Origin of the sequence: Rhizobacter sp. OV335, from assembly GCF_900142965.1 — a bacterium.
GTDB lineage: Bacteria > Pseudomonadota > Gammaproteobacteria > Burkholderiales > Burkholderiaceae_C > Rhizobacter.
This window is the reverse complement of the sequence record NZ_FRCQ01000003.1, coordinates 51,370-71,480: the sequence shown is the minus strand read 5'-3', so window position 1 is coordinate 71,480 and position 20,111 is coordinate 51,370. Positions and strand designations below refer to the sequence as shown.

21 protein-coding genes and 2 tRNA genes are annotated in these 20,111 nt (G+C 69.0%); 16 read left to right on the top strand and 7 right to left on the bottom strand.

What is annotated here, in order from left to right:
• Positions 1-2: 2 nt before the first annotated feature.
• The 3 genes from BUE42_RS03950 to BUE42_RS03940 are packed head-to-tail and all read left to right on the top strand — an operon-like array spanning position 3 to position 1,778.
• The gene (locus BUE42_RS03950; protein WP_235002110.1) at positions 3-368 is read left to right on the top strand and encodes a COG4315 family predicted lipoprotein; all 366 of its coding nucleotides are present in this window, start codon (positions 3-5) and stop codon (positions 366-368) included.
• A gap of 19 nt (positions 369-387) precedes the next feature.
• Complete coding sequence (locus BUE42_RS03945) at positions 388-900, top strand: RNA polymerase sigma factor (RefSeq protein ID WP_073462929.1); 513 nt, start codon at positions 388-390, stop codon at positions 898-900.
• Positions 901-905: 5 nt separating this feature from the next.
• Complete coding sequence (locus tag BUE42_RS03940; protein WP_073462927.1) at positions 906-1,778, top strand: anti-sigma factor family protein; 873 nt, start codon at positions 906-908, stop codon at positions 1,776-1,778.
• A 48-nt stretch (positions 1,779-1,826) separates the two neighbouring features.
• On the opposite strand, the gene BUE42_RS03935 is transcribed toward BUE42_RS03940, so the two are convergent.
• Positions 1,827-1,903: transfer RNA gene (locus tag BUE42_RS03935), tRNA-Ile, on the bottom strand.
• Positions 1,904-1,961: 58 nt separating this feature from the next.
• On the bottom strand, positions 1,962-2,984 hold the full coding sequence (hrcA, locus tag BUE42_RS03930) for a heat-inducible transcriptional repressor HrcA (RefSeq protein ID WP_073462926.1): 1,023 nt from the start codon (positions 2,982-2,984) through the stop codon (positions 1,962-1,964).
• Between the two features lie 69 nt (positions 2,985-3,053).
• Here hrcA and BUE42_RS03925 point away from each other — a divergent pair, with 69 nt between their 5' ends.
• Genes BUE42_RS03925 through BUE42_RS03910 form a run of 4 tightly spaced genes read left to right on the top strand, consistent with a single transcriptional unit; the run spans position 3,054 to position 7,236 of the window.
• On the top strand, positions 3,054-3,926 hold the full coding sequence (locus BUE42_RS03925) for an NAD kinase (protein WP_073462925.1): 873 nt from the start codon (positions 3,054-3,056) through the stop codon (positions 3,924-3,926).
• Positions 3,927-3,930: 4 nt separating this feature from the next.
• A complete protein-coding gene (recN, locus tag BUE42_RS03920) occupies positions 3,931-5,628 on the top strand; it encodes a DNA repair protein RecN (protein WP_073462923.1) in 1,698 nt (565 codons plus the stop codon).
• A gap of 10 nt (positions 5,629-5,638) precedes the next feature.
• Positions 5,639-6,586 carry an RNase adapter RapZ gene (rapZ, locus tag BUE42_RS03915; RefSeq protein ID WP_073462921.1) on the top strand — a complete coding sequence of 316 codons (948 nt, stop codon included), beginning with the start codon at positions 5,639-5,641 and terminating at the stop codon, positions 6,584-6,586.
• A gap of 29 nt (positions 6,587-6,615) precedes the next feature.
• The gene (locus BUE42_RS03910; RefSeq protein WP_073462919.1) at positions 6,616-7,236 is read left to right on the top strand and encodes an LON peptidase substrate-binding domain-containing protein; all 621 of its coding nucleotides are present in this window, start codon (positions 6,616-6,618) and stop codon (positions 7,234-7,236) included.
• On the opposite strand, the gene mutY is transcribed toward BUE42_RS03910, so the two are convergent.
• The 3 genes from mutY to mutM all read right to left on the bottom strand — a co-directional run bounded on the left by mutY (position 7,229) and on the right by mutM (position 11,263).
• Positions 7,229-8,296 (bottom strand): A/G-specific adenine glycosylase, encoded by a 1,068-nt coding sequence (gene mutY, locus BUE42_RS03905; protein WP_073462917.1) that lies wholly within the window; start codon positions 8,294-8,296, stop codon positions 7,229-7,231. The genes BUE42_RS03910 and mutY overlap by 8 nt on opposite strands.
• Position 8,297: 1 nt before the next feature.
• Positions 8,298-10,277 carry a dynamin family protein gene (locus tag BUE42_RS03900; RefSeq protein WP_073462915.1) on the bottom strand — a complete coding sequence of 660 codons (1,980 nt, stop codon included), beginning with the start codon at positions 10,275-10,277 and terminating at the stop codon, positions 8,298-8,300.
• A gap of 158 nt (positions 10,278-10,435) precedes the next feature.
• Complete coding sequence (gene mutM / locus BUE42_RS03895; RefSeq protein WP_073462913.1) at positions 10,436-11,263, bottom strand: bifunctional DNA-formamidopyrimidine glycosylase/DNA-(apurinic or apyrimidinic site) lyase; 828 nt, start codon at positions 11,261-11,263, stop codon at positions 10,436-10,438.
• A 124-nt stretch (positions 11,264-11,387) separates the two neighbouring features.
• On the opposite strand from mutM, the gene BUE42_RS03890 reads away from it, so the two are divergent.
• The 9 genes from BUE42_RS03890 (at position 11,388) to BUE42_RS03845 (ending at position 19,314) form a co-directional block, all read left to right on the top strand.
• Complete coding sequence (locus BUE42_RS03890) at positions 11,388-13,247, top strand: tetratricopeptide repeat protein (protein WP_073462912.1); 1,860 nt, start codon at positions 11,388-11,390, stop codon at positions 13,245-13,247.
• Positions 13,244-13,783, top strand: a complete 540-nt coding sequence (locus BUE42_RS03885; RefSeq protein WP_083613858.1) for an outer membrane lipoprotein LolB — start codon at positions 13,244-13,246, stop codon at positions 13,781-13,783. The genes BUE42_RS03890 and BUE42_RS03885 overlap by 4 nt, the downstream gene beginning before the upstream one ends.
• Positions 13,784-13,813: 30 nt before the next feature.
• On the top strand, positions 13,814-14,695 hold the full coding sequence (gene ispE / locus BUE42_RS03880; RefSeq protein ID WP_083613857.1) for a 4-(cytidine 5'-diphospho)-2-C-methyl-D-erythritol kinase: 882 nt from the start codon (positions 13,814-13,816) through the stop codon (positions 14,693-14,695).
• A 74-nt stretch (positions 14,696-14,769) separates the two neighbouring features.
• Positions 14,770-14,846: transfer RNA gene (locus tag BUE42_RS03875), tRNA-Gln, on the top strand.
• A gap of 139 nt (positions 14,847-14,985) precedes the next feature.
• Positions 14,986-15,948 (top strand): ribose-phosphate pyrophosphokinase, encoded by a 963-nt coding sequence (locus tag BUE42_RS03870; protein ID WP_056809748.1) that lies wholly within the window; start codon positions 14,986-14,988, stop codon positions 15,946-15,948.
• Between the two features lie 105 nt (positions 15,949-16,053).
• On the top strand, positions 16,054-16,695 hold the full coding sequence (locus BUE42_RS03865) for a 50S ribosomal protein L25/general stress protein Ctc (protein ID WP_073462911.1): 642 nt from the start codon (positions 16,054-16,056) through the stop codon (positions 16,693-16,695).
• Positions 16,696-16,849: 154 nt separating this feature from the next.
• On the top strand, positions 16,850-18,205 hold the full coding sequence (locus BUE42_RS03855) for a peptidase inhibitor family I36 protein (protein ID WP_159445363.1): 1,356 nt from the start codon (positions 16,850-16,852) through the stop codon (positions 18,203-18,205).
• Positions 18,206-18,256: 51 nt separating this feature from the next.
• On the top strand, positions 18,257-18,895 hold the full coding sequence (gene pth / locus BUE42_RS03850) for an aminoacyl-tRNA hydrolase (RefSeq protein WP_073462909.1): 639 nt from the start codon (positions 18,257-18,259) through the stop codon (positions 18,893-18,895).
• The gene (locus BUE42_RS03845; protein ID WP_073462907.1) at positions 18,892-19,314 is read left to right on the top strand and encodes a hypothetical protein; all 423 of its coding nucleotides are present in this window, start codon (positions 18,892-18,894) and stop codon (positions 19,312-19,314) included. The genes pth and BUE42_RS03845 overlap by 4 nt, the downstream gene beginning before the upstream one ends.
• 11 nt (positions 19,315-19,325) lie before the next feature.
• Here BUE42_RS03845 and BUE42_RS03840 read toward each other — a convergent pair whose 3' ends face one another.
• Both BUE42_RS03840 and coaD read right to left on the bottom strand, forming a co-directional pair.
• Positions 19,326-19,583: a YfhL family 4Fe-4S dicluster ferredoxin gene (locus BUE42_RS03840; protein WP_073462905.1), complete on the bottom strand. Its 258-nt coding sequence runs from the start codon at positions 19,581-19,583 to the stop codon at positions 19,326-19,328.
• Between the two features lie 25 nt (positions 19,584-19,608).
• Positions 19,609-20,109: a pantetheine-phosphate adenylyltransferase gene (gene coaD, locus BUE42_RS03835; RefSeq protein ID WP_073462903.1), complete on the bottom strand. Its 501-nt coding sequence runs from the start codon at positions 20,107-20,109 to the stop codon at positions 19,609-19,611.
• Positions 20,110-20,111 lie beyond the last annotated feature (2 nt).

Below are 20,111 nucleotides of genomic sequence, written 5' to 3'. Positions count from 1 at the left end.
TGATGATCCAACGAACTCTCATCGGGGCAGTGCTGGCCGCGGTCACGCTCGCATCGCTCGCGCATGTCGAGCCGCCGCTCAAGGTGGTCGACGGCGTGGCCGTGAATGCCGCCGGCATGACCGTCTACACCTTCGACAAGGACGTGGCGGGCAGCGGCAGGAGCACCTGCAACGGCGGCTGCGCCGCTCTGTGGCCGCCGGTGCCGGCACCCGCCGAGACGCGCGCCGACCAGGTCGTGACACGCGACGACGGCAGCCGCCAGCTGGCCCACCACGGCAAGCCGGTCTACCTGTACGCTGCCGACGCCAAGCCCGGTGACCGCACCGGCGACAAGTTCAAGGACGTCTGGCACGTCATCACGCCCTGAACCTCACCGAGCCGCCACCATGCGTTCAGAGGACGAAGCCGAGATCGTCGCGGGCATCCCGCACCTGCGCCGCTACGCGCGGGGATTGGTGGGCGACCGCGAGCGTGCCGACGACCTGGTGCAGGACACGCTGGAGCGGGCCTGCAGCAAGTTCTCGCTGTGGCAGCGGCGCGGCGAGGTGAGGGCCTGGATGTTCGGCATCATGCACAACCTGTTCATCGACCGCGTGCGCAGCCAGCGCAGCAATCCGGAGCAACTCGTCGACTCCGAACTGCCGGAGCAGCCCGAGCGGCCGATGCAGGCCGACAGGCTGGAGCTGCGCGACCTGGAGCGCGTGCTGGCCCGGCTGCCGGCCGAGCAGCGCGAGGTGCTGTTGCTGGTCGGCCTCGAGGAGATGAGCTACCAGGACGTGGCGAGCGCGATCGGCGTGCCGATCGGCACCGTGATGTCGCGCCTGTCGCGGGCTCGCGAGCGGCTTCGTGCCGAGCTCGAGGGCCGCACCATGCAATCCAGAATCCAGCGGGTGAAGTAACGACCATGGACCATCTTCAACTGACACCACAAGGCCCCGGCGCTCCGATCACCGAGGCCGACCTGCACGCCCACGTCGACGGCCAGCTGAGCCCGGCACGCGATGCCGAGGTGATGATGTACCTCGACGCCCACCCGAGCGAGCTGGCGCGCGTGCAAGCCTGGCAGCAACAGAACGAGGCCTTGCATCGCCTGCTCGACCCCGTGCTGCATGAGGCGGTGCCGCCGCATCTGCCGGCGCGCATACCGGCCCTGCTGCAACGCCGCATCCAGCCCGTGCCGTGGCGCGGCCTCGCGGCCGGCATCGCGATCGCCGCGCTGAGTGCGGGGTCATCGTGGTGGGCGCGCGGATCGGTCGATGCGGAACGCGTGCGCTTGGCCTATGCCGAAGGTGCGCGGTCGACGCAAGAACAGGTGGCGTCGACCGATGAAGCCCTGCATGGCTTCGCCCGTCGCGCAGCCGTGGCCCACGTCGTCTACAGCCCCGACGTTCGTCGACCGGTGGAAGTCGGCGCCGACGAGGAGCAGGCGCTCGTGTCATGGCTGTCCAAGCGCTTGGGTTCGGACGTCAGGCCACCACTGCTCAAGACCGTCGGCTACGAACTGATCGGCGGGCGGCTGCTGCCTGGCGACAAGGGTCCGGTTGCGCAGTTCATGTACAACGACGCCGCCGGTCAGCGCATGACCTTGTACGTGACGCGGGAGGCACCCTCGGCCGCTGACGGCAGCAACACGGCCTTCAGCTTCGGGCGCGACGGGCCAGTGAACGTCTTCTACTGGGTCGACAAGCAGTTCGGCTATGCCATCTCCGGTGGCTCCGACCGCAAGGATCTGCTGCGCGTCGCGCAAGAGGTGCACCGACAGCTCGCACCTCGCTGACTCCCTGCGTTCTGAAGCGTGATCACTCCCGTGATCACCCGCAGAATTTGGTAGGCCGTGCTGGGCTCGAACCAGCGACCAAAGGATTATGAGTCCTCTGCTCTGACCAACTGAGCTAACGGCCCTCGGGGAGAGAGCGCGATTGTAGGTGGGCAACTCGCGCTGCTGTGCAGCCGAACGGACCTACTTCTGGCTCAGCGCATTGCTCACCAGCCGCGACGTGATGTCGACGATCTGGATCATCCGGTCGTAGGCCATCCGCGTCGGCCCGATCACGCCCAGCGTGCCGACCACCTGGCCGTTCACCTCGTACGGCGCCGACACCACCGAGAGCTCCTCGAACGGCACCACCATGCTCTCGCCGCCGATGTAGATGCGCACGCCCTCGGCGCGGCTGCTCACGTCGAGCAGACGCATCAGCTGCGTCTTCTGCTCGAACAGGTCGAACAGCTTGCGAAGCGAACCCATGTCGCTGCTGAAATCCTGCACCGTCAACAGGTTGCGCTCGCCGGAGATCACCACCTGCTCCTGGCTGTCGGCCATCGCCTCGCTGCCGGCCTGCACCGCCGCCTGCATCAGCGCCGCGATCTCGCCGCGCAAGGCATCGACCTCGGTCTTCAGCCGCTCGCGAACTTCTTCGATCGTCAGGCCGGCGTACTGCGCGGTCAGGTAGTTGCTCGCCTCGACCAGCTGGCTCTGCGTGTAGTCCTGCGCGGTGAAGATCACCCGGTTCTGCACGTCGCCATCGGGCGCCACCAGGATCACCAGCACCCGCCGCTCCGACAGCCGCAGGAACTCGATGTGGTGGAACACGCTCGTCTTGCGCGGCGCCGTCACCACGCCGACGAAGCTCGACAGGCTGGACAGCAGCTGCGCCGCGTTCGCGATCACGCGCTGCGGCTGGTCGGGGTGCAGTTGCGGCTGCTCCATCGCGGGCGTCGCACGCGCCAGGTCGAGCGGCTGCGCGGTCAGCATCGTGTCGACGAACAACCGGTAACCACGCGCCGTCGGGATGCGCCCCGCACTGGTGTGGGGGCTCGCGATCAGCCCCAGCTCTTCCAGGTCGGCCATCACGTTGCGGATGGTCGCCGGCGACAGGTCGAGCCCCGACGCCCTCGAGAGCGTGCGCGACCCCACCGGTTGCCCGTCGGCGATGTAGCGCTCGACCAGCGCTTTCAGCAGTGTTTTGGCTCGCTCGTCCAGCATGCTTTCATTGTAGGCGCGAGGCCATTTTCCGCCCCGGTTCGCGAGGGGCGCTGTGGTGTAATCCCGCGCATGCCGACCCGTTTTCGACACGCAGCGCTGGTGGGAAAGTACCAGGCCCTCGGAATGCGGGGGGTGCTGCAGGACATTGCGCAATTTCTGGGCCGGCAAGGACTCGAGGTCTCGCTCGAAGCCGAAACGGCGCGCAACACCGGCATGACCGACTACCCGGCGCTGACCCCCGAACAGCTCGGCCAGCACTGCGACCTCGCGGTCGTGGTCGGTGGCGACGGCACCATGCTCGGCATCGCCCGCCAGCTCGCCCCCTTCAACCTGCCGCTGGTGGGCATCAACCAGGGGCGCCTGGGTTTCATCACCGACCTGCCGATCGACCAGTTCGAGGAAGCCCTCGCACCGATGATCGCCGGCGACTACGAAGAAGAACGCCGCACCATGCTCGAAGGCGGCGTCTGGCGCGACGGCCAGGTGATCTTCGAAGGCATCGCGATGAACGACGTGGTCGTCAGCCGCGGCGCCACCGCCAGCATGGTGCAGCTGAAGATCGACATCGGCGACGAATTCGTCGCCAACCACCGCGCCGACGGCCTGATCGTCGGCTCGCCCACCGGCTCCACCGCCTACGCGCTGTCGGCCGGCGGCCCGATCCTGCACCCGGGCATCGCCGGCTGGGTGCTGGTGCCGATCGCGCCGCACGACCTCTCCAACCGCCCGATCGTGCTGCCCGACATCGGCGAGATCTGCATCGAGATCGTCGCCGGCCGCGATGCGAGCGTCAGCTTCGACATGCAAAGCCTCGCGAGCCTGCTGCACGGCGACCGCATCATCGTGCGCCGCTCGGCGCACCAGGTGCGCTTCCTGCACCCGCGCGGCTGGAGCTACTACGCGACCTTGCGCGGAAAACTTCACTGGAACGCCGGACTCTGACCCCATGCTGAAACGACTCGCGCTGCGCGACTTCGTCATCGTGACCTCGCTCGAGGTCGAACTGGCCGGCGGCTTCTCGGTGCTGACCGGCGAGACCGGCGCCGGCAAATCGATCCTGATCGACGCGCTGCAGCTGGCGCTCGGCAGCCGCGGCGACGCCGGCGTGGTGCGCGAAGGCGCGGCCCGTGCCGACATCAGCGCCGAGTTCGACGCCCCCGACAGCCTTGCGGCCTGGCTCGACGACGCCGGCTTCGACAACGCCGACACGCTGCTGCTGCGCCGCGTCATCGACGCGCAAGGCAAGAGCCGCGCGTGGGTCAACGGCAGCCCGGCCACCGTCGCGCAGCTGCGCGAGGCGGCCGACCACCTGGTCGACATCCACGGCCAGCACGCGTGGCAGAGCCTCACGCGCAGCCCCTCGGTGCGCGCGCTGCTCGATGCCTACGCCGGCATTGACGTCGCGCCGCTCGGCGCGGTGTGGTCGCGCTGGAAGGCCGCCGGCGATGCGCTCGACAAGGCGCGCAGCCAGCAGGCCGACCTCGAACGCGAGCGCGAGCGCCTCGCCTGGCAGATCGGCGAGGTCGACAAGCTCGGCCCCGAAGCCGACGAGTGGGAGACGCTGAATGCCGACCACCACCGGCTGTCGAACTCGCAGGCGCTGATGGACGCCGCCCGCAGCGCGCTCGACGCGCTGAGCGAGGCCGAGGTCAATGCCGAATCGCTGACCAGCAGCGCCGCCGATGCGCTCGGCAATGTGGCCGAATTCGACACCCGCCTCGCCGACGTGGCCGAGGTGCTGCAGAGCGCGCAGGCGCAGCTGCAGGATGCGGCGCACACGCTCAGCGGCTACCTGCACCACACCGAGCTCGAGCCCGAGCGGCTGCAGGAACTCGACGAGCGCCTGTCCGCCTGGGTCAGCCTGGCACGCCGCTACCGCCGCGCGCCGGCCGAGCTGCCCGCGCTGCTCGACCAGTGGAAAGACGAGCTGCGCGCGCTCGACGCCGCCACCGACCTCGACGCGCTCGAATCCGCGCTGGCTTCGGCCCATGCGGCGTTCAGCGCCGAAGCGAAGCGCGTTTCCGCGGCGCGCAAGGCGGCGGCCCCGAAGCTGGCCGCGGCCGTCACGCAGGCGATGCAGCAGCTCGGCATGGCCGGCGGCCGCTTCGAGGTCGCGCTGACCGCGCAAGAGGCGCCGCAGTCCTTCGGCCTCGAGTCGGCCGAGTTCCTGGTCGCCGGCCACGCCGGCAGCACGCCGCGGCCGATGGGCAAGGTGGCCTCGGGCGGCGAGTTGTCGCGCATCGCGCTCGCGATCGCGGTGACGACCAGCCAGCTCTCGCAAGGCGCCGATGCCGCCGGCACGCTGATCTTCGACGAGATCGATTCCGGCGTCGGCGGCGCGGTGGCCGACACCGTCGGCCGGCTGATGAAGCAGCTGGGCCGCGACCGCCAGGTGCTCGCCGTCACCCACCTGCCGCAGGTCGCCGCCTGCGCCGACCTGCATTACGTCGTCTCGAAGCGCACCGAGGCCGGCAGCACGCACAGCGACATCCACGCCGTCGCCGGCGAGGTGCGCGTCGCCGAGATCGCCCGCATGCTGGGCGGCGAACGCATGTCGGGCACCAGCCTCGCGCACGCGCAGGAGATGCTGTCGGTGGCCGCCGATGCGCTGGCGCCTGCGCCGCGCGGACGCAAGAAATCATGAGCGCGATCCCATGAACGAGATCCCGCCGGATGTTCCAACGGCGCCGGCCGCGGCGTCGCCACACGAGGTCGTGCTCGTCACCGGCATCTCCGGCTCGGGCAAGTCGGTCGCGCTGCATGCGCTCGAAGACGCCGGCTTCTTCTGCGTCGACAACCTGCCGCCCGAGCTGCTGCGCGATTTCCTGCGGCTCGAGCACGAACGCTCGATGCGCCGCGTCGCGATCGCGGTCGACGTGCGCAGCGCCGGCTCGCTGCCCCACCTGCTGCCGCTGATCGCCGAGTTGCGCGGCGAAGGCATCGCGATCCGCTCGGTGTTCCTCGATTCGAACACCGACACGCTGGTGCGCCGCTTCTCCGAATCGCGCCGTCCGCACCCGCTGTCGCAAGAGGCCTCGGCGCTGTCGCCCGGCCGCCGCAAGGACGACCGCGCGGCCGACGGCCACCGCGCGCTCACCGAAGCGATCGAACTCGAACGCGAGCTGCTCGCCGAGCTGCGCGAGGTCTCCACCGTCGTCGACACCAGCCAGCTGCGCCCCGCCCAGCTGCGCCTGTGGATGCGCGACCTGGTGAAGGCGATGGCGCACCGGCTGACGCTGGTGTTCGAGTCGTTCGCGTTCAAGCATGGCGTGCCGCTCGACGCCGATTTCGTGTTCGACGTGCGCATCCTGCCGAACCCGCACTACATCCGCGAGCTGCGCCCGCAGACCGGCCGCGATCCCGAGGTCGCGGCCTACCTGGAAGCCCAACCCGAAGTGGCCGAGATGCTGGCCCAGATCGAAGCCTTCATTGCACGCTGGCTGCCGTCGTTCGAACGCGACCAGCGCAGCTATCTGACGGTTGCCATCGGTTGCACCGGCGGCCAGCACCGCTCGGTCTACCTCACCGAATCCCTGGCGAAGCGTTTTGCCGCGCGCAGCGGTACATTGATTCGCCACCGCGAGCTCGACGCCCGCGATTGAAAACGCGGCCCACCCGGCCGCGCCGTTGAATGACTTCCGACATCTCCACCACCGACCTTCCGTTGTTCCCGCTTCAGGCGGTGCTGTTTCCTGGCGGGCTGCTGAGCCTGAAGGTGTTCGAAGCGCGTTACCTCGACCTGATGAGCGCCTGCCTGCGCGAGAACACGCCGTTCGGCGTCGTCTCGCTGCGCCAGGGCGCCGAGGTGCGCAAGCCCGGCGAACCGGTGGCCCTCGAGGAGACCGGCACGCTGGCCGAGCTGCTCGACGTCGACAGCACGCAGCCCGGCATCCTGCAGGTGCGCTGCCGCGGCACCCGGCGCTTCGCGGTGAACCGGATGCGCCAGCAGGCCGACGGCCTGTGGCTCGCCAACGTCGACCTGCTCGCCGACGACGAGGTCTCGCTGCCGACCGACGCGATGATCGAGACGGTGCGCGGCCTCGCCAACGCGATCGCGACGCTGAAGCAGCAGGGCGCGCAGCCCTTCCTGAAGCCCTTCCTGTTCGACAACGCCGGCTGGGTCGCGAACCGCTGGTGCGAGATCCTGCCGATCTCGCTGGCCGCGAAACAGAAGCTGATGGAACTGCCGGACGCCGCGGTGCGGCTTCAGCTGGTCGACGAATTCCTGCGCAGCAAGGGCGTCGTCAAGTAGGCGTGGTGGTCAGCAGCTTGCGCAGCGGCGCAGGCAGGCCCATCGCGAGCGCCTGCGGCAGCGTGACCCATTCGCCGCGTTGACCGTCGCCCGCGAGCGTCGCGGTGATCGCGGCCACCTCGCCAGCCGCGGCATCGCCCGGCAAGGTCCAGCGCACCGGCTGCAGCGTCCAGTCGAGGTGCGTCAGCACATGCGTGAACATCGGCAGGCCTTGCGGCGTGCCAGGCCAGTCGGCCGACGCCGCGTCGAGCGCCTCGGGCGCGTCGAACTCCGGCAGGCTCCACAGCCCGGCCCACACACCGCTGCCGGGCCGCTGCACCAGCCACAGGCGTTCGCCCCATTGCAGCCACAGCCAGGCGTTGCTGCGCCGGCCGCGCTTCAGCTTGCGCGTCTTCAACGGGTAGCGCTCGGGCGCGCCTTCGCGCAGCGCCTGGCAACCGGCCTGCACCGGGCACAGCAGGCAGCTCGGCGAACGCGTGATGCACAGCGTGGCGCCGAGGTCCATCAACCCTTGTGTGTATGACTCGATGCCGTCGTCGGGCAACTGGCGCGTGGCCTCATCCCACAGCGCGCGTTCCTGGCGCGCCTCGGCCAGGTCACCGTCGAAGCCGAGGAAGCGCGTCAGCACGCGCTTGACGTTGCCGTCGAGGATCGCGACCCGCTCGCCGAAGCAGAAGGCCGCGATCGCCGCCGCGGTCGAGCGGCCGATGCCCGGCAACTGTTGCAGCACCGCGCTGCTGCGCGGGAACGCGCCGCCGTGCTCCGCCACCACCGCCTTCGCGCAGGCATGCAGGTTGCGCGCACGGCTGTAGTAGCCGAGGCCGCTCCACAGCGCGAGCACGTCGTCCTGCGACGCGGCGGCCAGCGCCTGCACATCGGGAAAGCGTTCGAGGAAGCGCGCGTAGTAGCCCAGCACCGTCGTGACCTGGGTCTGCTGCAGCATGATCTCGGACAGCCACACGCGGTACGGGTCGCGCGTCTGCTGCCACGGCAACGCATGGCGGCCGTGCTCCCGCTGCCACGCGATCAGCGGCTTCGCGAAACTGTCCTGGGGTGACAACTCAGGCCTGGGCCGCGTACAGCGGCATCGCGCCGCTGGGGGATGCACTCGCCGTGCCGGTCAGCTCGCGCTGCGCCTGCTGCTTGAGCCGGTTGCCGAGTTCGGTGCTGCGCGCCTGCAACTGCTGCAACTGCGCGTCCTGCGCCTCCAGCTCGGACAGGCGTTGCTCCAGGTCGCCGGCGGCCGACTGGATGCGCTCCAGCGCCTCGCGGCGCCGGCGGAATCCGCGGCGGCGTTCGCGCAGCTGCGAATCGACCTGGGCCGACGCGGTCTTGTTCCACAACTCGAACTCGCCGCTCGCGTTCTCGAACACCACGCGCAGCTTCGACACCAGCATGCGGCGGAACTGCTCCATGAACTTCGGCTGCGACAGCCGCAGCGCCTGCGTGAGCCCGAGGTACTGCACGTAGTTGCGCTGGATCAGCGTCAGGTCGTTGATGAAACGCCCGAAGTCGGGCGCCTTCGTGATCGCGAGGCTGAAGCCGAACTCGGCGTTCAGCTTCGCGAACGACGCGCCGAGCATGTCGTGGATCTCGATGCCGCGCACCTGCGCCGCCTCGAGCAGTTCGCGCAGGCGGCCGCACAGCGCGATGAAGGCCTTCTTCGCGCCCAGGTGCAGCAGCGATGCGGTCATCGCGCCCTGCATCTCGACCACCTCCTGGCGCAAGCGGTCGCTGGTCAGGTCGAGCAGCGCGTTCTTCAGCATGCGGCTGTGCACCATGCGCATCGCCTGCAGCCGAGCAGTGCACTGCTCGAACTCGGTGGTTTCGGCCTGCACGCGCTCGAGCATCAGGCGCACCTTGGCGCCGCTCTTGCCGCGCAAGCCGCGCAGCTCGAGCACCTGCTCGGCCATCTGCCGGCGGCGGTCGCCGAGGCGCCGGTTGACCTGCGCCTCCATGCGGTTGGCGGATTCCATCACCGTCTGCTGGAAGGCCTCGCGGCGCTGCGGCAGCAACTGCGCGCCGAGCGCTTCTTCGAGGAAGGGCAGGCGGCTCTGCGCCAGGCCCGCGACATCGCCGTCGATGCGCGCGGCCAGCGCCTGGCGCGCCGACAGCGGGAACACCCGCTCGGCCGCGACATCCAGCGTGCGCGCGGTCGACTGGCGCTGCTGCTCGATCTGCTCCTTCACCCGCTCGACGGTGGCCAGCGGGTCCTGCAGCGCGTCGATCTTGTTCAGCACGACGAAGGCCGAGCTCGACGGCGAGCCGAGGTGGTCGCGCCAGATCGTCATGTCGGACTTGGTGACGCCGGTGTCGGCGCCGAGGATGAAGACGATCGCGTGCGCGGCCGGCAGCAGGCTCAGCGTCAGCTCGGGTTCGGCGCCGATCGCGTTCAGGCCCGGCGTGTCGAGCACCACCAGGCCGCGCTGCAGCAGCGGGTGCGGGTAGTTGATCATCGCGTGGCGCCAGGCGGGCACCTCGACCTCGCCGGCGTCGTTCGTCGGCGGGTTGTCCTCGCCGTTGTCGTCGCTCCAGAAGCCGAGCGCGCGCGCATCGTCGACCGACACCCACTGCGTGCGCATCACCTCGCGCAGCGCCTCGGTCAGCTGGTCGGGCGAATGGATGTCGAGCGGGATGTGGCCCCAGGCCTTCGGCTGGCCGCGCAGTTCGGCCAGCGACAGGCCCTCGAGGCGGGTCGCGATCGGCAGCAGCGCAAGGGCCGGCGCCTCGCCGGCCTCGTAGCCGAGTTCCACCGGGCACATCGTCGTGCGGCCCGGCGTGGCCGGCAGCACGCGGCGGCCGGTGTCTGAGAAGAAGATCGCATTGATCAGCTCGGACTTGCCGCGCGAGAACTCCGCGACGAAGGCCACCACGAGCTTCTCGCCCACCAGGTTGCGGCGCAACGCGTCCAGCGCTTCGCTGGCCGCGGGATCGGCCAGGTCGTTGTCGGTCAGGAAGCGGCCGAACTCGTCGAGCCGGCGCCCGATCGACTGTCGCCACTGGCCCAGCTCATCGACGCTGCTAGCAAAGGAAGTTGACATGGGTGGGCGGGCGCGCAGGCAAGAGGCGCGTCGCGCTTTCATGGTAGCGCAAGGTCGTCGGACGACCTCCGGTGGAAACATCTCGACACCCGAGCCCGGCGCGAAGTGTCGATTCCTTGGGGTTGTGGCGGGCTCCCGGGCGGCGATTCGGGATTGACTCAGCGCTGGCAGTGCGGGCAGAAGAACGTCGAGCGCTGGCCTTGCACGATGCGGCGGATCGGCGTCGCGCACACGCTGCAGGGCTCGCCTTCGCGGCCGTAGACGCCGGCCTGCAGCTGGAACGCGCCGGCCATGCCGTGCGCATCGCGGAAGTCGCGCAGCGTCGAGCCGCCCAGCGCGAGCGCCCGCGCCAGCGTCTCGCGCACCGCCACCGCCAGCCGCTCGGCGCGCGGGCGGCTCAGGCGGTCGCTGCGCAGCCGCGGGTTGATGCCGGCGGTGAACAGCGCCTCGCAGGCGTAGATGTTGCCGGCGCCGACGACGATGTCGCCGCCGAGCAGGGCCTGCTTGATCGCGATGCGCCGCCGCTGCAGCGCCGCATGCAGGTAGGCGCCGGTGAAGGCCGGATCGAAGGGCTCCAGCCCGAGACCGGCAATCAGCTTGCCCGCCGTGCCGCCGTCGAGCGCCTCGGACCAGACGACCGCGCCGAAGCGCCGCGGATCGGTCAGGCGCAGCGTGCCGCGGGTGGTCGCGAGGTCGAAGTGATCGTGCGTCCCCGGCGGGCCGGGCTGGTCGCTGAACGCGAGCGAGCCCGACATGCCGAGGTGCATCAGCAGCCCGGCCCGGCCTTCGACATCGGCCGACAACGGCAGCCACAAATATTTACCTCGGCGGGTCGCGTCGCCGACGCGCTGTCCGACAAGCGCCGCCGGCTCGTGGCCGAGCGGCCATCGCAGTGGCTTGCCCAGGCGCACGCTGGTCACGCGGGCACCGGCGATGCGCTCGGCAAAGCTTTGTCGGGTGACCTCGACTTCCGGAAGTTCTGGCATGGAGGGAATTATCACGACGCGCCCGGGTCGGACCGGCTGCGGGGGCTTGCGCCGCTTCTCCGGGGTCTTCTCCGGGGGCGCTCACCAGACCCTAGAATCGTCCACGGTTTCAGGAGAGCATTGCATGCCGGCCCTTTCCCTCGTTCCCCACGCAGCGCGCACGGCGCTCGCGGTGGCCTGTGCGCTGGCACTGATGACCGGTGCGCAGGCCCAGGTGCCGCCCCCGGGTGACGGCGCCCTGCCCGCCCCGGCCTCCGAAGCCGCCAGCGGCGTCCCCCCCGAGCCGTTCGAGAACTCGACGATCGACGCGCCGCTCTTCTATCAACTGCTGATCGGCGAGATGGAGCTGCGCTCCGGCGAGGTCGGCACCGCCTACCAGGTGCTGCTCGACGCCGCCCGCAAGACGCGCGACCCCGAGCTGTTCCGCCGCGCCACCGAGATCGCGCTGCAGGCGCGCGCCGGCGACCAGGCGCTGGCGTCCGCGCAGGCCTGGCGCAGCGCGATCCCCGATTCGGTCGAGGCGATGGGCTACCAGGTGCGGCTGCTGATCGCGCTGAACCGGCAGGCCGAGGCCGACGAACCGGTGCGCGCGATGCTCGCGGCGACGCCGGTCAACGAACGCGGCGCCTTGATCGCCTCGCTGCCGCGGCTGTTCGCCCGCACCACCGACAAGACGCAGACCGCGACCCAGTTGCAGGCCTGGCTCGAACCGGCCTTCGGTGTTCCCGAGACGCGCGCCGCGGCGCGGGTCGCGATCGGCCGCGCGTGGCTCGCGGCAGGCGATGCGAAGCGCGCCTTCGAACTCGCGCAGCAGGCCCATTCACTTGACCGCGACGCCGAAGGCCCGGCGCTGCTGGCGCTGGAGCTGCTGACGACCGGCCAGCCGGTCGAGCCGCTGATCGCCGACTACCTCGACGCCCAGCCGAAGAGCAGCTCGTTCCGCCTGCTCTACGCGCGGGTGCTGAATTCGGCGCAACGCTATGCCGATGCGGTGCCGCAACTCGAGGCAGTGACCCGCGCCGAGCCCCAGCTGCCGACGCCGTGGCTCACGCTCGGCGCGCTGCACCTCGAATTGCGCCACCCGAAGGAAGCGCAGGCCGCGCTGATGCAGTACGTGCAGCGCGCCGGCAGCGGCAGCCTCACGCAGGCGCCGGCGCCGGCGCCGGTCCTGCCCGGCGGCGACGACGATGACGACGAAGCGCCGCCGACCACGGACCAGGGCTTGGTGCAGGCCTACCTGCTGCTGTCGCAGGCGGCAGAGCAGCAGCGCGACTACGCCGGCGCGGAAGCCTGGCTGAAGAAGGTCGACAGCCCGCAGCGTGCGCTCGAGGTGCAGACGCGGCGCGCTTCGCTGCTGGCCCGCCAGGGCAAGGTCAAGGACGCCCGCGAACTGATCCGCCGCGCGCCCGAGAAAACCACCGAAGACGCGCGTGCCAAGCTGCTCGCCGAAGCGCAGATCCTGCGCGACGTGAAGCAATGGAACGAGGCCAACACGGTGCTCGCGAAGGCGAACCAGCGCTTCCCGAACGATCCCGACCTGCTGTACGAGCAGTCGATGATGGCCGAGAAGCTGAACCGCATGGACGAGATGGAGCGCCTGCTTCGCCGCGTCATCGAGCTGAAGCCCGATCACCACCATGCCTACAACGCGCTGGGCTACTCGCTCGCCGAGCGCAACCAGCGCCTGCCCGAGGCGCGCGACCTGATCCGCAAGGCGCTCGACCTGGCGCCGGGCGAGCCCTTCATCACCGACAGCCTGGGCTGGGTGGAGTACCGGCTGGGCAACCGCCCTGAAGCGTTGCGCCTGCTGCAACAGGCCTACCGCTCGCGGCCGGACGTCGAGATCGCCGCCCACCTGGGCGAGCTGCTGTGGATCAGCGGCCAGCGCGATGAAGCCCGCAAGGTGCTTCGCGACGCCCGCACGCGCGACAACGCGAACGACGTGCTGAAGGAAACGCTCGCGCGGCTGCGGGTCGACCTGTGAGCCTGCGAGCCCTCGCGACGCTGCTGGCCGGCGTGATGCTGGCTGGCTGCACGACGCTGCAGCCGGTGACGCCGACCGCGTCGTCCGAATCGCTGTCGGGGCGGATGTCGGTGAAGGTCGACGCGACGCCGTCGACCCCGGCGCGCTCGGTCAGCGCGAGCTTCGAGCTGCAGGGCACGCCGCAGGACGGCCGGCTCGACCTGTCGACCCCCCTCGGCACGACGATCGCGCAGGCGCGCTGGTCCGGCCGCAAGGCGCTGCTGACCACCGGCGGCGAACAACGCAGCTACCCGGACCTCGACGCGCTGACGCAGGACATGCTCGGCGAGAGCCTGCCGATCGTCGCGCTGTTCGACTGGCTGCGCGGGCGCGCCTGGGCCGGGGCGCCGAGCCGTCCGTCCGTGCCGCCGGCCGAAGCGGGCTTCCAGCAACTGGGCTGGGACGTCGACCTCGCCCGCTTCGACGAGGGCTGGGTGGTGGCGCAGCGCGCGCAAGCGCCAGCCGTCGTCGTGCGTGCGCGCATCGATCGCCCTTGATCGCCGTCGCTTCAAGAACGCCGCCTCCCGATGAGCCTGACCGCCCTGTACGACGTGCCCGCGCCGGCCAAGCTGAACCTGTTCCTGCACATCATCGGCCGGCGCGACGACGGCTACCACCTGCTGCAGTCGGTGTTCGTGCTGATCGACTGGGCCGACACGCTGCACATCGAACTGCGCCGCGACGGGCAGCTCGCGCGCCATGACCTGAGCGCCACGCTGCCGGCCGACGACCTGTGCCTGCGCGCTGCGCGGGCCTTGCAGGCGGCGTCGGGCACGCCGCTCGGCGCCGACATCTCGATCGACAAGCAGGTGCCCTGGGGCGCCGGCATGGGCGGCGGCAGCTCCGACGCGGCCAGCACGCTGCTCGCGCTGAACCGCTTGTGGCAGCTGAACTGGCCGCGCGAGCAGCTGATGGCGCTCGGGCTGACGCTGGGTGCCGACGTGCCGTTCTTCCTCGGCCGCGGCCCTGCGTGGGTCGAGGGCATCGGCGAGAAACTGACGCCGTTGGAGCTGCCCGCGCAATGGCTGGCCGTCGTGAAACCCGCAGCAAGCATCGAAACCCGTGGCATCTTTCTCAGCCCCCTGTTGGTTCGCAATACAGATGCTGCTATAGTCGCAGGCTTCCTTGAGGACGGCGGAATACAAAGCCTTCTCGATGGGTTCGGTCGCAACGATTTGCAGCCGCCTGCCGAGAGCCAGTGTTCCGAGGTGGCGCAAGCCGCCCGTCTGCTCGAGGCCCGGTTCGGCAACAGCCGCATGACGGGCTCAGGCAGTGCGGTGTTCTCCAGGGCTGGTATCTTGAAGAGCACAGCCGACGTACCCACGGCGACAATGCCGACGGACCTGCCGTCGGGTTGGGTGGGTCGGATGTGCCGAAGTCTGGTGCAGCATCCCTTGCAGGGCTGGTAGAGACTGCCAATGCTGCGCAGAGACTGAAAAAGTTGAAGGTGGGTCGCAATCCGATGATTGCGGTCGACCGGTGTAGGGGAGTCGCCAAGTTGGTTAAGGCATCGGATTTTGATTCCGACATGCGAGGGTTCGAGTCCTTCCTCCCCTGCCAAATTCTTTGATGTGCCTTGTTTCCCGGTGCTCACACCAGCGCACGCGGGGCTGAAACGGAAGGGTGGGTGCGCTGGACCATGAATGCGCCCCTCGATGCACCCCGCAACGCACCCCACAAGAGCGTCGACGGAGGAAACGTGCTTTTCAACACCGTGCTGTTCACCGGCAATGCCAATCCCGCCCTCGCGCAGGAGATCGCATCGCATCTCGGCATCGAACTCGGCAAGGCTTCGGTCGGCCGCTTCTCCGACGGTGAAGTCGCCATCGAGATCCAGCAGAACGTCCGCGCCCGTGACATCTTCGTCGTCCAGCCCACCTGCGCGCCGACGAACGAGAACCTGATGGAGCTGTGCATCATGGTCGATGCACTGAAGCGCGCCTCGGCCCGCCGCGTGACGGCCGTGATCCCCTACTTCGGTTATGCCCGGCAAGACCGCCGCCCGCGTTCGACGCGCGTGCCGATCAGCGCCAAGGTGGTCGCCAACATGCTCGAGGCCGTCGGCGTCGAGCGCCTGCTGACGATGGACCTGCACGCCGATCAGATCCAGGGCTTCTTCAACATCCCGGTCGACAACATCTACGCGTCGCCGGTGCTGCTGTCGGACCTGCAGAGCAAGCGGTATCAAGACCTCGTGGTCGTGTCGCCGGACGTCGGCGGCGTGGTGCGTGCCCGGGCGCTGGCCAAGCAGCTCGGCTGCGACCTCGCCATCATCGACAAGCGCCGCCCGAAGGCCAACGTCTCCGAGGTCATGCACGTGATCGGCGACATCGACGGCCGCAACTGCGTGATCATGGACGACATGATCGACACCGCCGGCACGCTGGTGAAGGCGGCCGAGGTGCTGAAGGAACGCGGCGCGAAGAACGTCTATGCGTATTGCACGCACGCGGTGTTCTCCGGCCCGGCGATCGAGCGCATCAAGGGCTCGCAGCTCGACGAAGTCGTCATCACCAACACCATCCCGCTCAGCGACGAGGGCAAGACCTGCTCGAAGGTGCGTCCGCTGTCGGTGGCATTCCTGTTCGCCGAAACCATCCGTCGGATCTCCGACGGTGAATCGGTGACTTCCTTGTTCGCGGAACAGAACAGCAATTTCTGATCCGCAGACGACGGCCGGCGCTTTGGCGCCGGTCGAGTTCGCGGGGCCGCAAGGCCCCATTCGAGACGCCTGGTCGCGGGTGTCTTCCAATCTTTTGGAGTCAACATGAAATTCGTCGCATTCGAGCGCAAGCTGCAGGGGACCGGAGCGAGCCGCCGCCTGCGCTTGGCTGAAAAAGTTCCCGGCATCGTCTATGGCGCCGGCACCCCTTCGATGATCGAACTCGATCACAACGCGCTGTTCCATGCGCTGAAGAAGGAAGCCTTCCACTCGTCGATCCTCGAGATGGAACTGGCCGGCAAGACCGAACAGGTGCTGCTGCGTGACTACCAGATGCACCCGTTCCGCCAGATCGTGCTGCACATCGACTTCCAACGCGTCGATGCCACCACCAAGATCGTCAAGAAGGTGCCGCTGCACTTCATCAACGAGGAAAACTCGCCGGCCGTCAAGACCGACGGCTGCCTGGTGAACCACGTCGCCACCGAACTGAAGATCCAGTGCCTGGCTTCGCAACTGCCCGAGTTCCTGACCGTCGACCTGGCCGACCTGACCAAGGGTCAGTCGATGCACGTCAGCGACCTGAAGCTGGCTGACGGCATCAAGGTCGTCACGCAGGGCAAGCCGAACCCGGTGATCGTCTCGACCTCGATGCCGGTCGAAGAAGAAGCCGCTCCGGTGGTCGTGGCCCCGGTGGCCGCCGCCCCGACCAAGGCCAAGAAGAGCGAGAAGCAGAACCGAGGCTGAGACCTCCGGCCTGCTGCCCGCACGAAGCCCCGCCTTGGCGGGGCTTTTTTATGGGCACGCAGATTGAAAGCGGTTTCAGTCGTCACGTTTGAGACACGGTTTGCACACGCCGATGGGCTTACCGTCCAGCCCCATCCAACCCCGGGGAGCAAGCATGTCGATTTCCATCACCCATCCACTGCGGCGGGCCGGCTGGGCCGCGCTGCTGGCGCTGGGGAGCGCACTCGCCCCCGCCGCCCAGGCGGCCGACGCCGACGCGGTGTGCTTCTATGAGCACGTCAACTACCAGGGTGCGTCGACCTGCAGCGGCACCGGCAGCGGCTGGATCGGCAGCGCCTGGAACGACCGCGCGTCGTCGATCAAGCTGCGCAGCGGCTACCAGGTCGAGCTGTTCGAGCATTCGAACTACGGCGGCCGCTCGCTGAAGCTCGCCGCCGACAACGCCAACCTGGTGCCGCTGGGCTTCAACGACTTCGTTTCGTCGTACAAGCTGACGCAGGCCGCGAGCTGCGGCGCGGTCGACTGGGTCGAGGGCACCGTCTACCGCACCGTGGGCACGGTCGTGCACTACCTGCCGAACGGCAACTACTACAAGCTCGTCAACGTCACCGCGAACGGCAGCGACGCGACCAACCCGACGATCAGCACCTGGTACTGGCAGCCGACCACTTGCGACGGCGGCAACGGGAACCCGGGCGGCCTGCCGGCCAAGATCGCCGGCGGCTACTACCCCGACTGGAAGCCCTCGCCGCTGCGCATCCGCGACCTGCCGGCGAACTACAACCTCGTCTACCTGTTCGCCGCGCGCCCGGTCGGCGGCTCGCCCGGCACGACCGGCGCGGTCACCTGGAGCGCCCCCGGCGATGGCCGCGGTGCCGCGACCAACCTGAAGGCCGACATCCAGTACGCCCGCACGACACAGGGCCGCAAGATCATCCTGTCGGTCGGCGGCGCCGGCAACGGCATGAGCTTCCCGAACCGCACCAAGTCGCAGACCTTCGTCAACAGCGTGGTCGGGATCGCGAACCAGCTCGGCGGCCTCGACGGCATGGACTGGAACACCTTCGAAGGCAGCCAGGCGCCGGACACCAACGAGATGATCTGGATCAGCCTGGAGCTCAAGCGCCAGTTCCCCGGCTTCGTCATCAGCGCGCCGCCGGCGCCGTGGAACTCGGTCGACAAGGTGTTCTGCAAGTCGATGGTGGACGCTGGCGCAATCGACTACTGCGCGCCGCAGTACTACGACGGCCCGAACCTGGCCGACCCGGCCTACGTCGTCAACAGCATCAAGGAATGGGTCGGGCTGCTGGGCGCGGAGCACGTGGTCGTCGGCTTCGGCATCAATGCCGGCGTCACGAACTACATGACGCGCCAGCAGGCGATCGACACCTGGAACCAGGTCAAGGCCAACCACCCGACGATCCGCGGCGCGTTCGACTGGGAAATCGGCACCGACGAGACGCAGGGCTGGCCGTTCGCGAACGGCGTGGCGCCTCTGGTGAAGCAGTGAAGTAAACCTGTACCGGTCCGGCACGCCGGGCCCCCAGTCGATAATCCGCGGATGATTCGACTGATGGTGGGCCTCGGCAACCCCGGGCCGGAATACGAAGCGACCAACCACAACGCCGGTTTCTGGTGGATCGATGCGGTCGCGCGCGAATGGAAGGCCTCGCTCGTGCCCGAGCGCAGCTACTTCGGGCTCGTCGCGCGGGTCAACCGCCCCGACGGGCCGGTCTGGCTGCTGGAGCCGCAGACCTACATGAACCTGTCGGGCAAGTCGGTCGCGGCGCTGGCGCGCTTCTTCAAGATCGCCCCCGAGGAAATCCTGGTCGCCCACGACGAGCTCGACCTGATGCCCGGCCAGGCCAAGTTCAAGCGCGGGGGCGGCCATGCCGGCCACAACGGGCTGCGCGACATCCATGCGCAACTCGGCACCGCCGACTACTGGCGGCTGCGGCTGGGCATCGGCCACCCGGGCGTGAAGGCCGAGGTCATCGACTACGTGCTGCGCAAGCCCAAGCCCGAGGCGCGTGATGCGATCGAAGAGACCATCGCGAAGACGATGACCGTGCTCGACCTGATCGCCGCCGGCGAGATGGAGCGCGCGACGATGAAGCTGAACGCGAAGCCTCCGCGCCCGAAGCCGCCGCGGCCTGCGGCGCCTGACGCCCCTGGGGTGCCCGTGGAGAAAACCGAATGAAGCCGGCGCTGATCGCGATGCTGAGCGCCCTGTCGTGCTCGAGCGCGATGGCTGGGCCGACGGTGTACCGCTGTGGCCCCGACCACAACGTCTACTCTCAGCTGCCGTGTGCCGATGGCGAGGCGGTCGATGCCCGTGATGGCCGCACCGCGAAGCAGCGCGCCGAGGCCGAAGCGGCGGCACACAAGCAGGCCGAGATCGGCTCGAAGATGGAACAGGACCGGCTGGCACGTGAAGCCGCCGTCCGGCCGTCGAGCGCGATGAACCTCGCGCCGGTCGCGCATGCGGCCTCGGCACCGAAGGCAAAAGCCGCCAAAGGCAAGTCCGGCAAGACGAAGAGCAAGTCCGCGAAGGACCGCCAAGGCGACGACGAGGTGCGCATCATCGTGCCCGCCGCCAAGGGCAAGCCCGCGAAGTGATCAGGTGACGGTCAACCGGCGGCCTGCGCCTGCAGCCGCCGGTACTTGTCCCACAGGCTTTCCTGCGTCTCGACGTGCTCCGGGTTGACCGGGATGCAGGCGACCGGGCAGACCTGCACGCACTGCGGCTCGCCGAAGTGGCCGACGCACTCGGTGCACTTGCCCGGGTCGATCACGTAGTACTCCGCACCCATCGAGATCGCCTGGTTCGGGCACTCGGGCTCGCACACATCGCAGTTGATGCAGTCGTCGGTGATCATCAAGGCCATGGCATGGGTCCCGCAAGAGGCTCGATCACGCGTCCGGTTTGACGCGTTGTTGAAGTCGGTTGAGCACCGAGGGTGACACGAACTTCGAGACATCACCGCCCAAGGTGGCAATCTCGCGCACGAAAGTGCCGGAAACGAACTGGTAGTGGTCGCTGGGCGTCAGGAACACCGTTTCCACGTCGGGCATCAGCTGGCGGTTCATGCCGGCCATCTGGAATTCGTACTCGAAGTCGCTGACGGCGCGCAGCCCGCGCACCACCACCTTGCCGTCATGCGAGACCACGAAGTCGCGCAGCAGCCCGCGGAACGCGATCACCTCGATGTTCGGGTGCTTGGCCGCCAGCTCCTGCGCGATCTCCAGCCGCTCGTCGAGCGTGAACATCGTGCGCTTGTGGTGGCCGGCCGCCACCGCGACGATCAGCCGCTCGAACAGGCGCGCGGCGCGCCGCATCAGGTCTTCGTGCCCGAGCGTCATCGGATCGAACGTGCCGGGGTAGACGGCGGTGAGGCGGGTCACAGAGGTCAAGA

Coding starts and splice junctions, on each gene's coding strand:
- BUE42_RS03950 (WP_235002110.1), top strand. CDS start 3: ATGATCCAACGAACTCTCATCGGGGCAGTGCTGGCCGCGGTCACGCTC.
- BUE42_RS03945 (WP_073462929.1), top strand. CDS start 388: ATGCGTTCAGAGGACGAAGCCGAGATCGTCGCGGGCATCCCGCACCTG.
- BUE42_RS03940 (WP_073462927.1), top strand. CDS start 906: ATGGACCATCTTCAACTGACACCACAAGGCCCCGGCGCTCCGATCACC.
- hrcA (WP_073462926.1), bottom strand. CDS start 2,984: ATGCTGGACGAGCGAGCCAAAACACTGCTGAAAGCGCTGGTCGAGCGC.
- BUE42_RS03925 (WP_073462925.1), top strand. CDS start 3,054: ATGCCGACCCGTTTTCGACACGCAGCGCTGGTGGGAAAGTACCAGGCC.
- recN (WP_073462923.1), top strand. CDS start 3,931: ATGCTGAAACGACTCGCGCTGCGCGACTTCGTCATCGTGACCTCGCTC.
- rapZ (WP_073462921.1), top strand. CDS start 5,639: ATGAACGAGATCCCGCCGGATGTTCCAACGGCGCCGGCCGCGGCGTCG.
- BUE42_RS03910 (WP_073462919.1), top strand. CDS start 6,616: ATGACTTCCGACATCTCCACCACCGACCTTCCGTTGTTCCCGCTTCAG.
- BUE42_RS03900 (WP_073462915.1), bottom strand. CDS start 10,277: ATGTCAACTTCCTTTGCTAGCAGCGTCGATGAGCTGGGCCAGTGGCGA.
- mutM (WP_073462913.1), bottom strand. CDS start 11,263: ATGCCAGAACTTCCGGAAGTCGAGGTCACCCGACAAAGCTTTGCCGAG.
- BUE42_RS03890 (WP_073462912.1), top strand. CDS start 11,388: ATGCCGGCCCTTTCCCTCGTTCCCCACGCAGCGCGCACGGCGCTCGCG.
- ispE (WP_083613857.1), top strand. CDS start 13,814: ATGAGCCTGACCGCCCTGTACGACGTGCCCGCGCCGGCCAAGCTGAAC.
- BUE42_RS03865 (WP_073462911.1), top strand. CDS start 16,054: ATGAAATTCGTCGCATTCGAGCGCAAGCTGCAGGGGACCGGAGCGAGC.
- BUE42_RS03855 (WP_159445363.1), top strand. CDS start 16,850: ATGTCGATTTCCATCACCCATCCACTGCGGCGGGCCGGCTGGGCCGCG.
- pth (WP_073462909.1), top strand. CDS start 18,257: ATGATTCGACTGATGGTGGGCCTCGGCAACCCCGGGCCGGAATACGAA.
- BUE42_RS03845 (WP_073462907.1), top strand. CDS start 18,892: ATGAAGCCGGCGCTGATCGCGATGCTGAGCGCCCTGTCGTGCTCGAGC.
- BUE42_RS03840 (WP_073462905.1), bottom strand. CDS start 19,583: ATGGCCTTGATGATCACCGACGACTGCATCAACTGCGATGTGTGCGAG.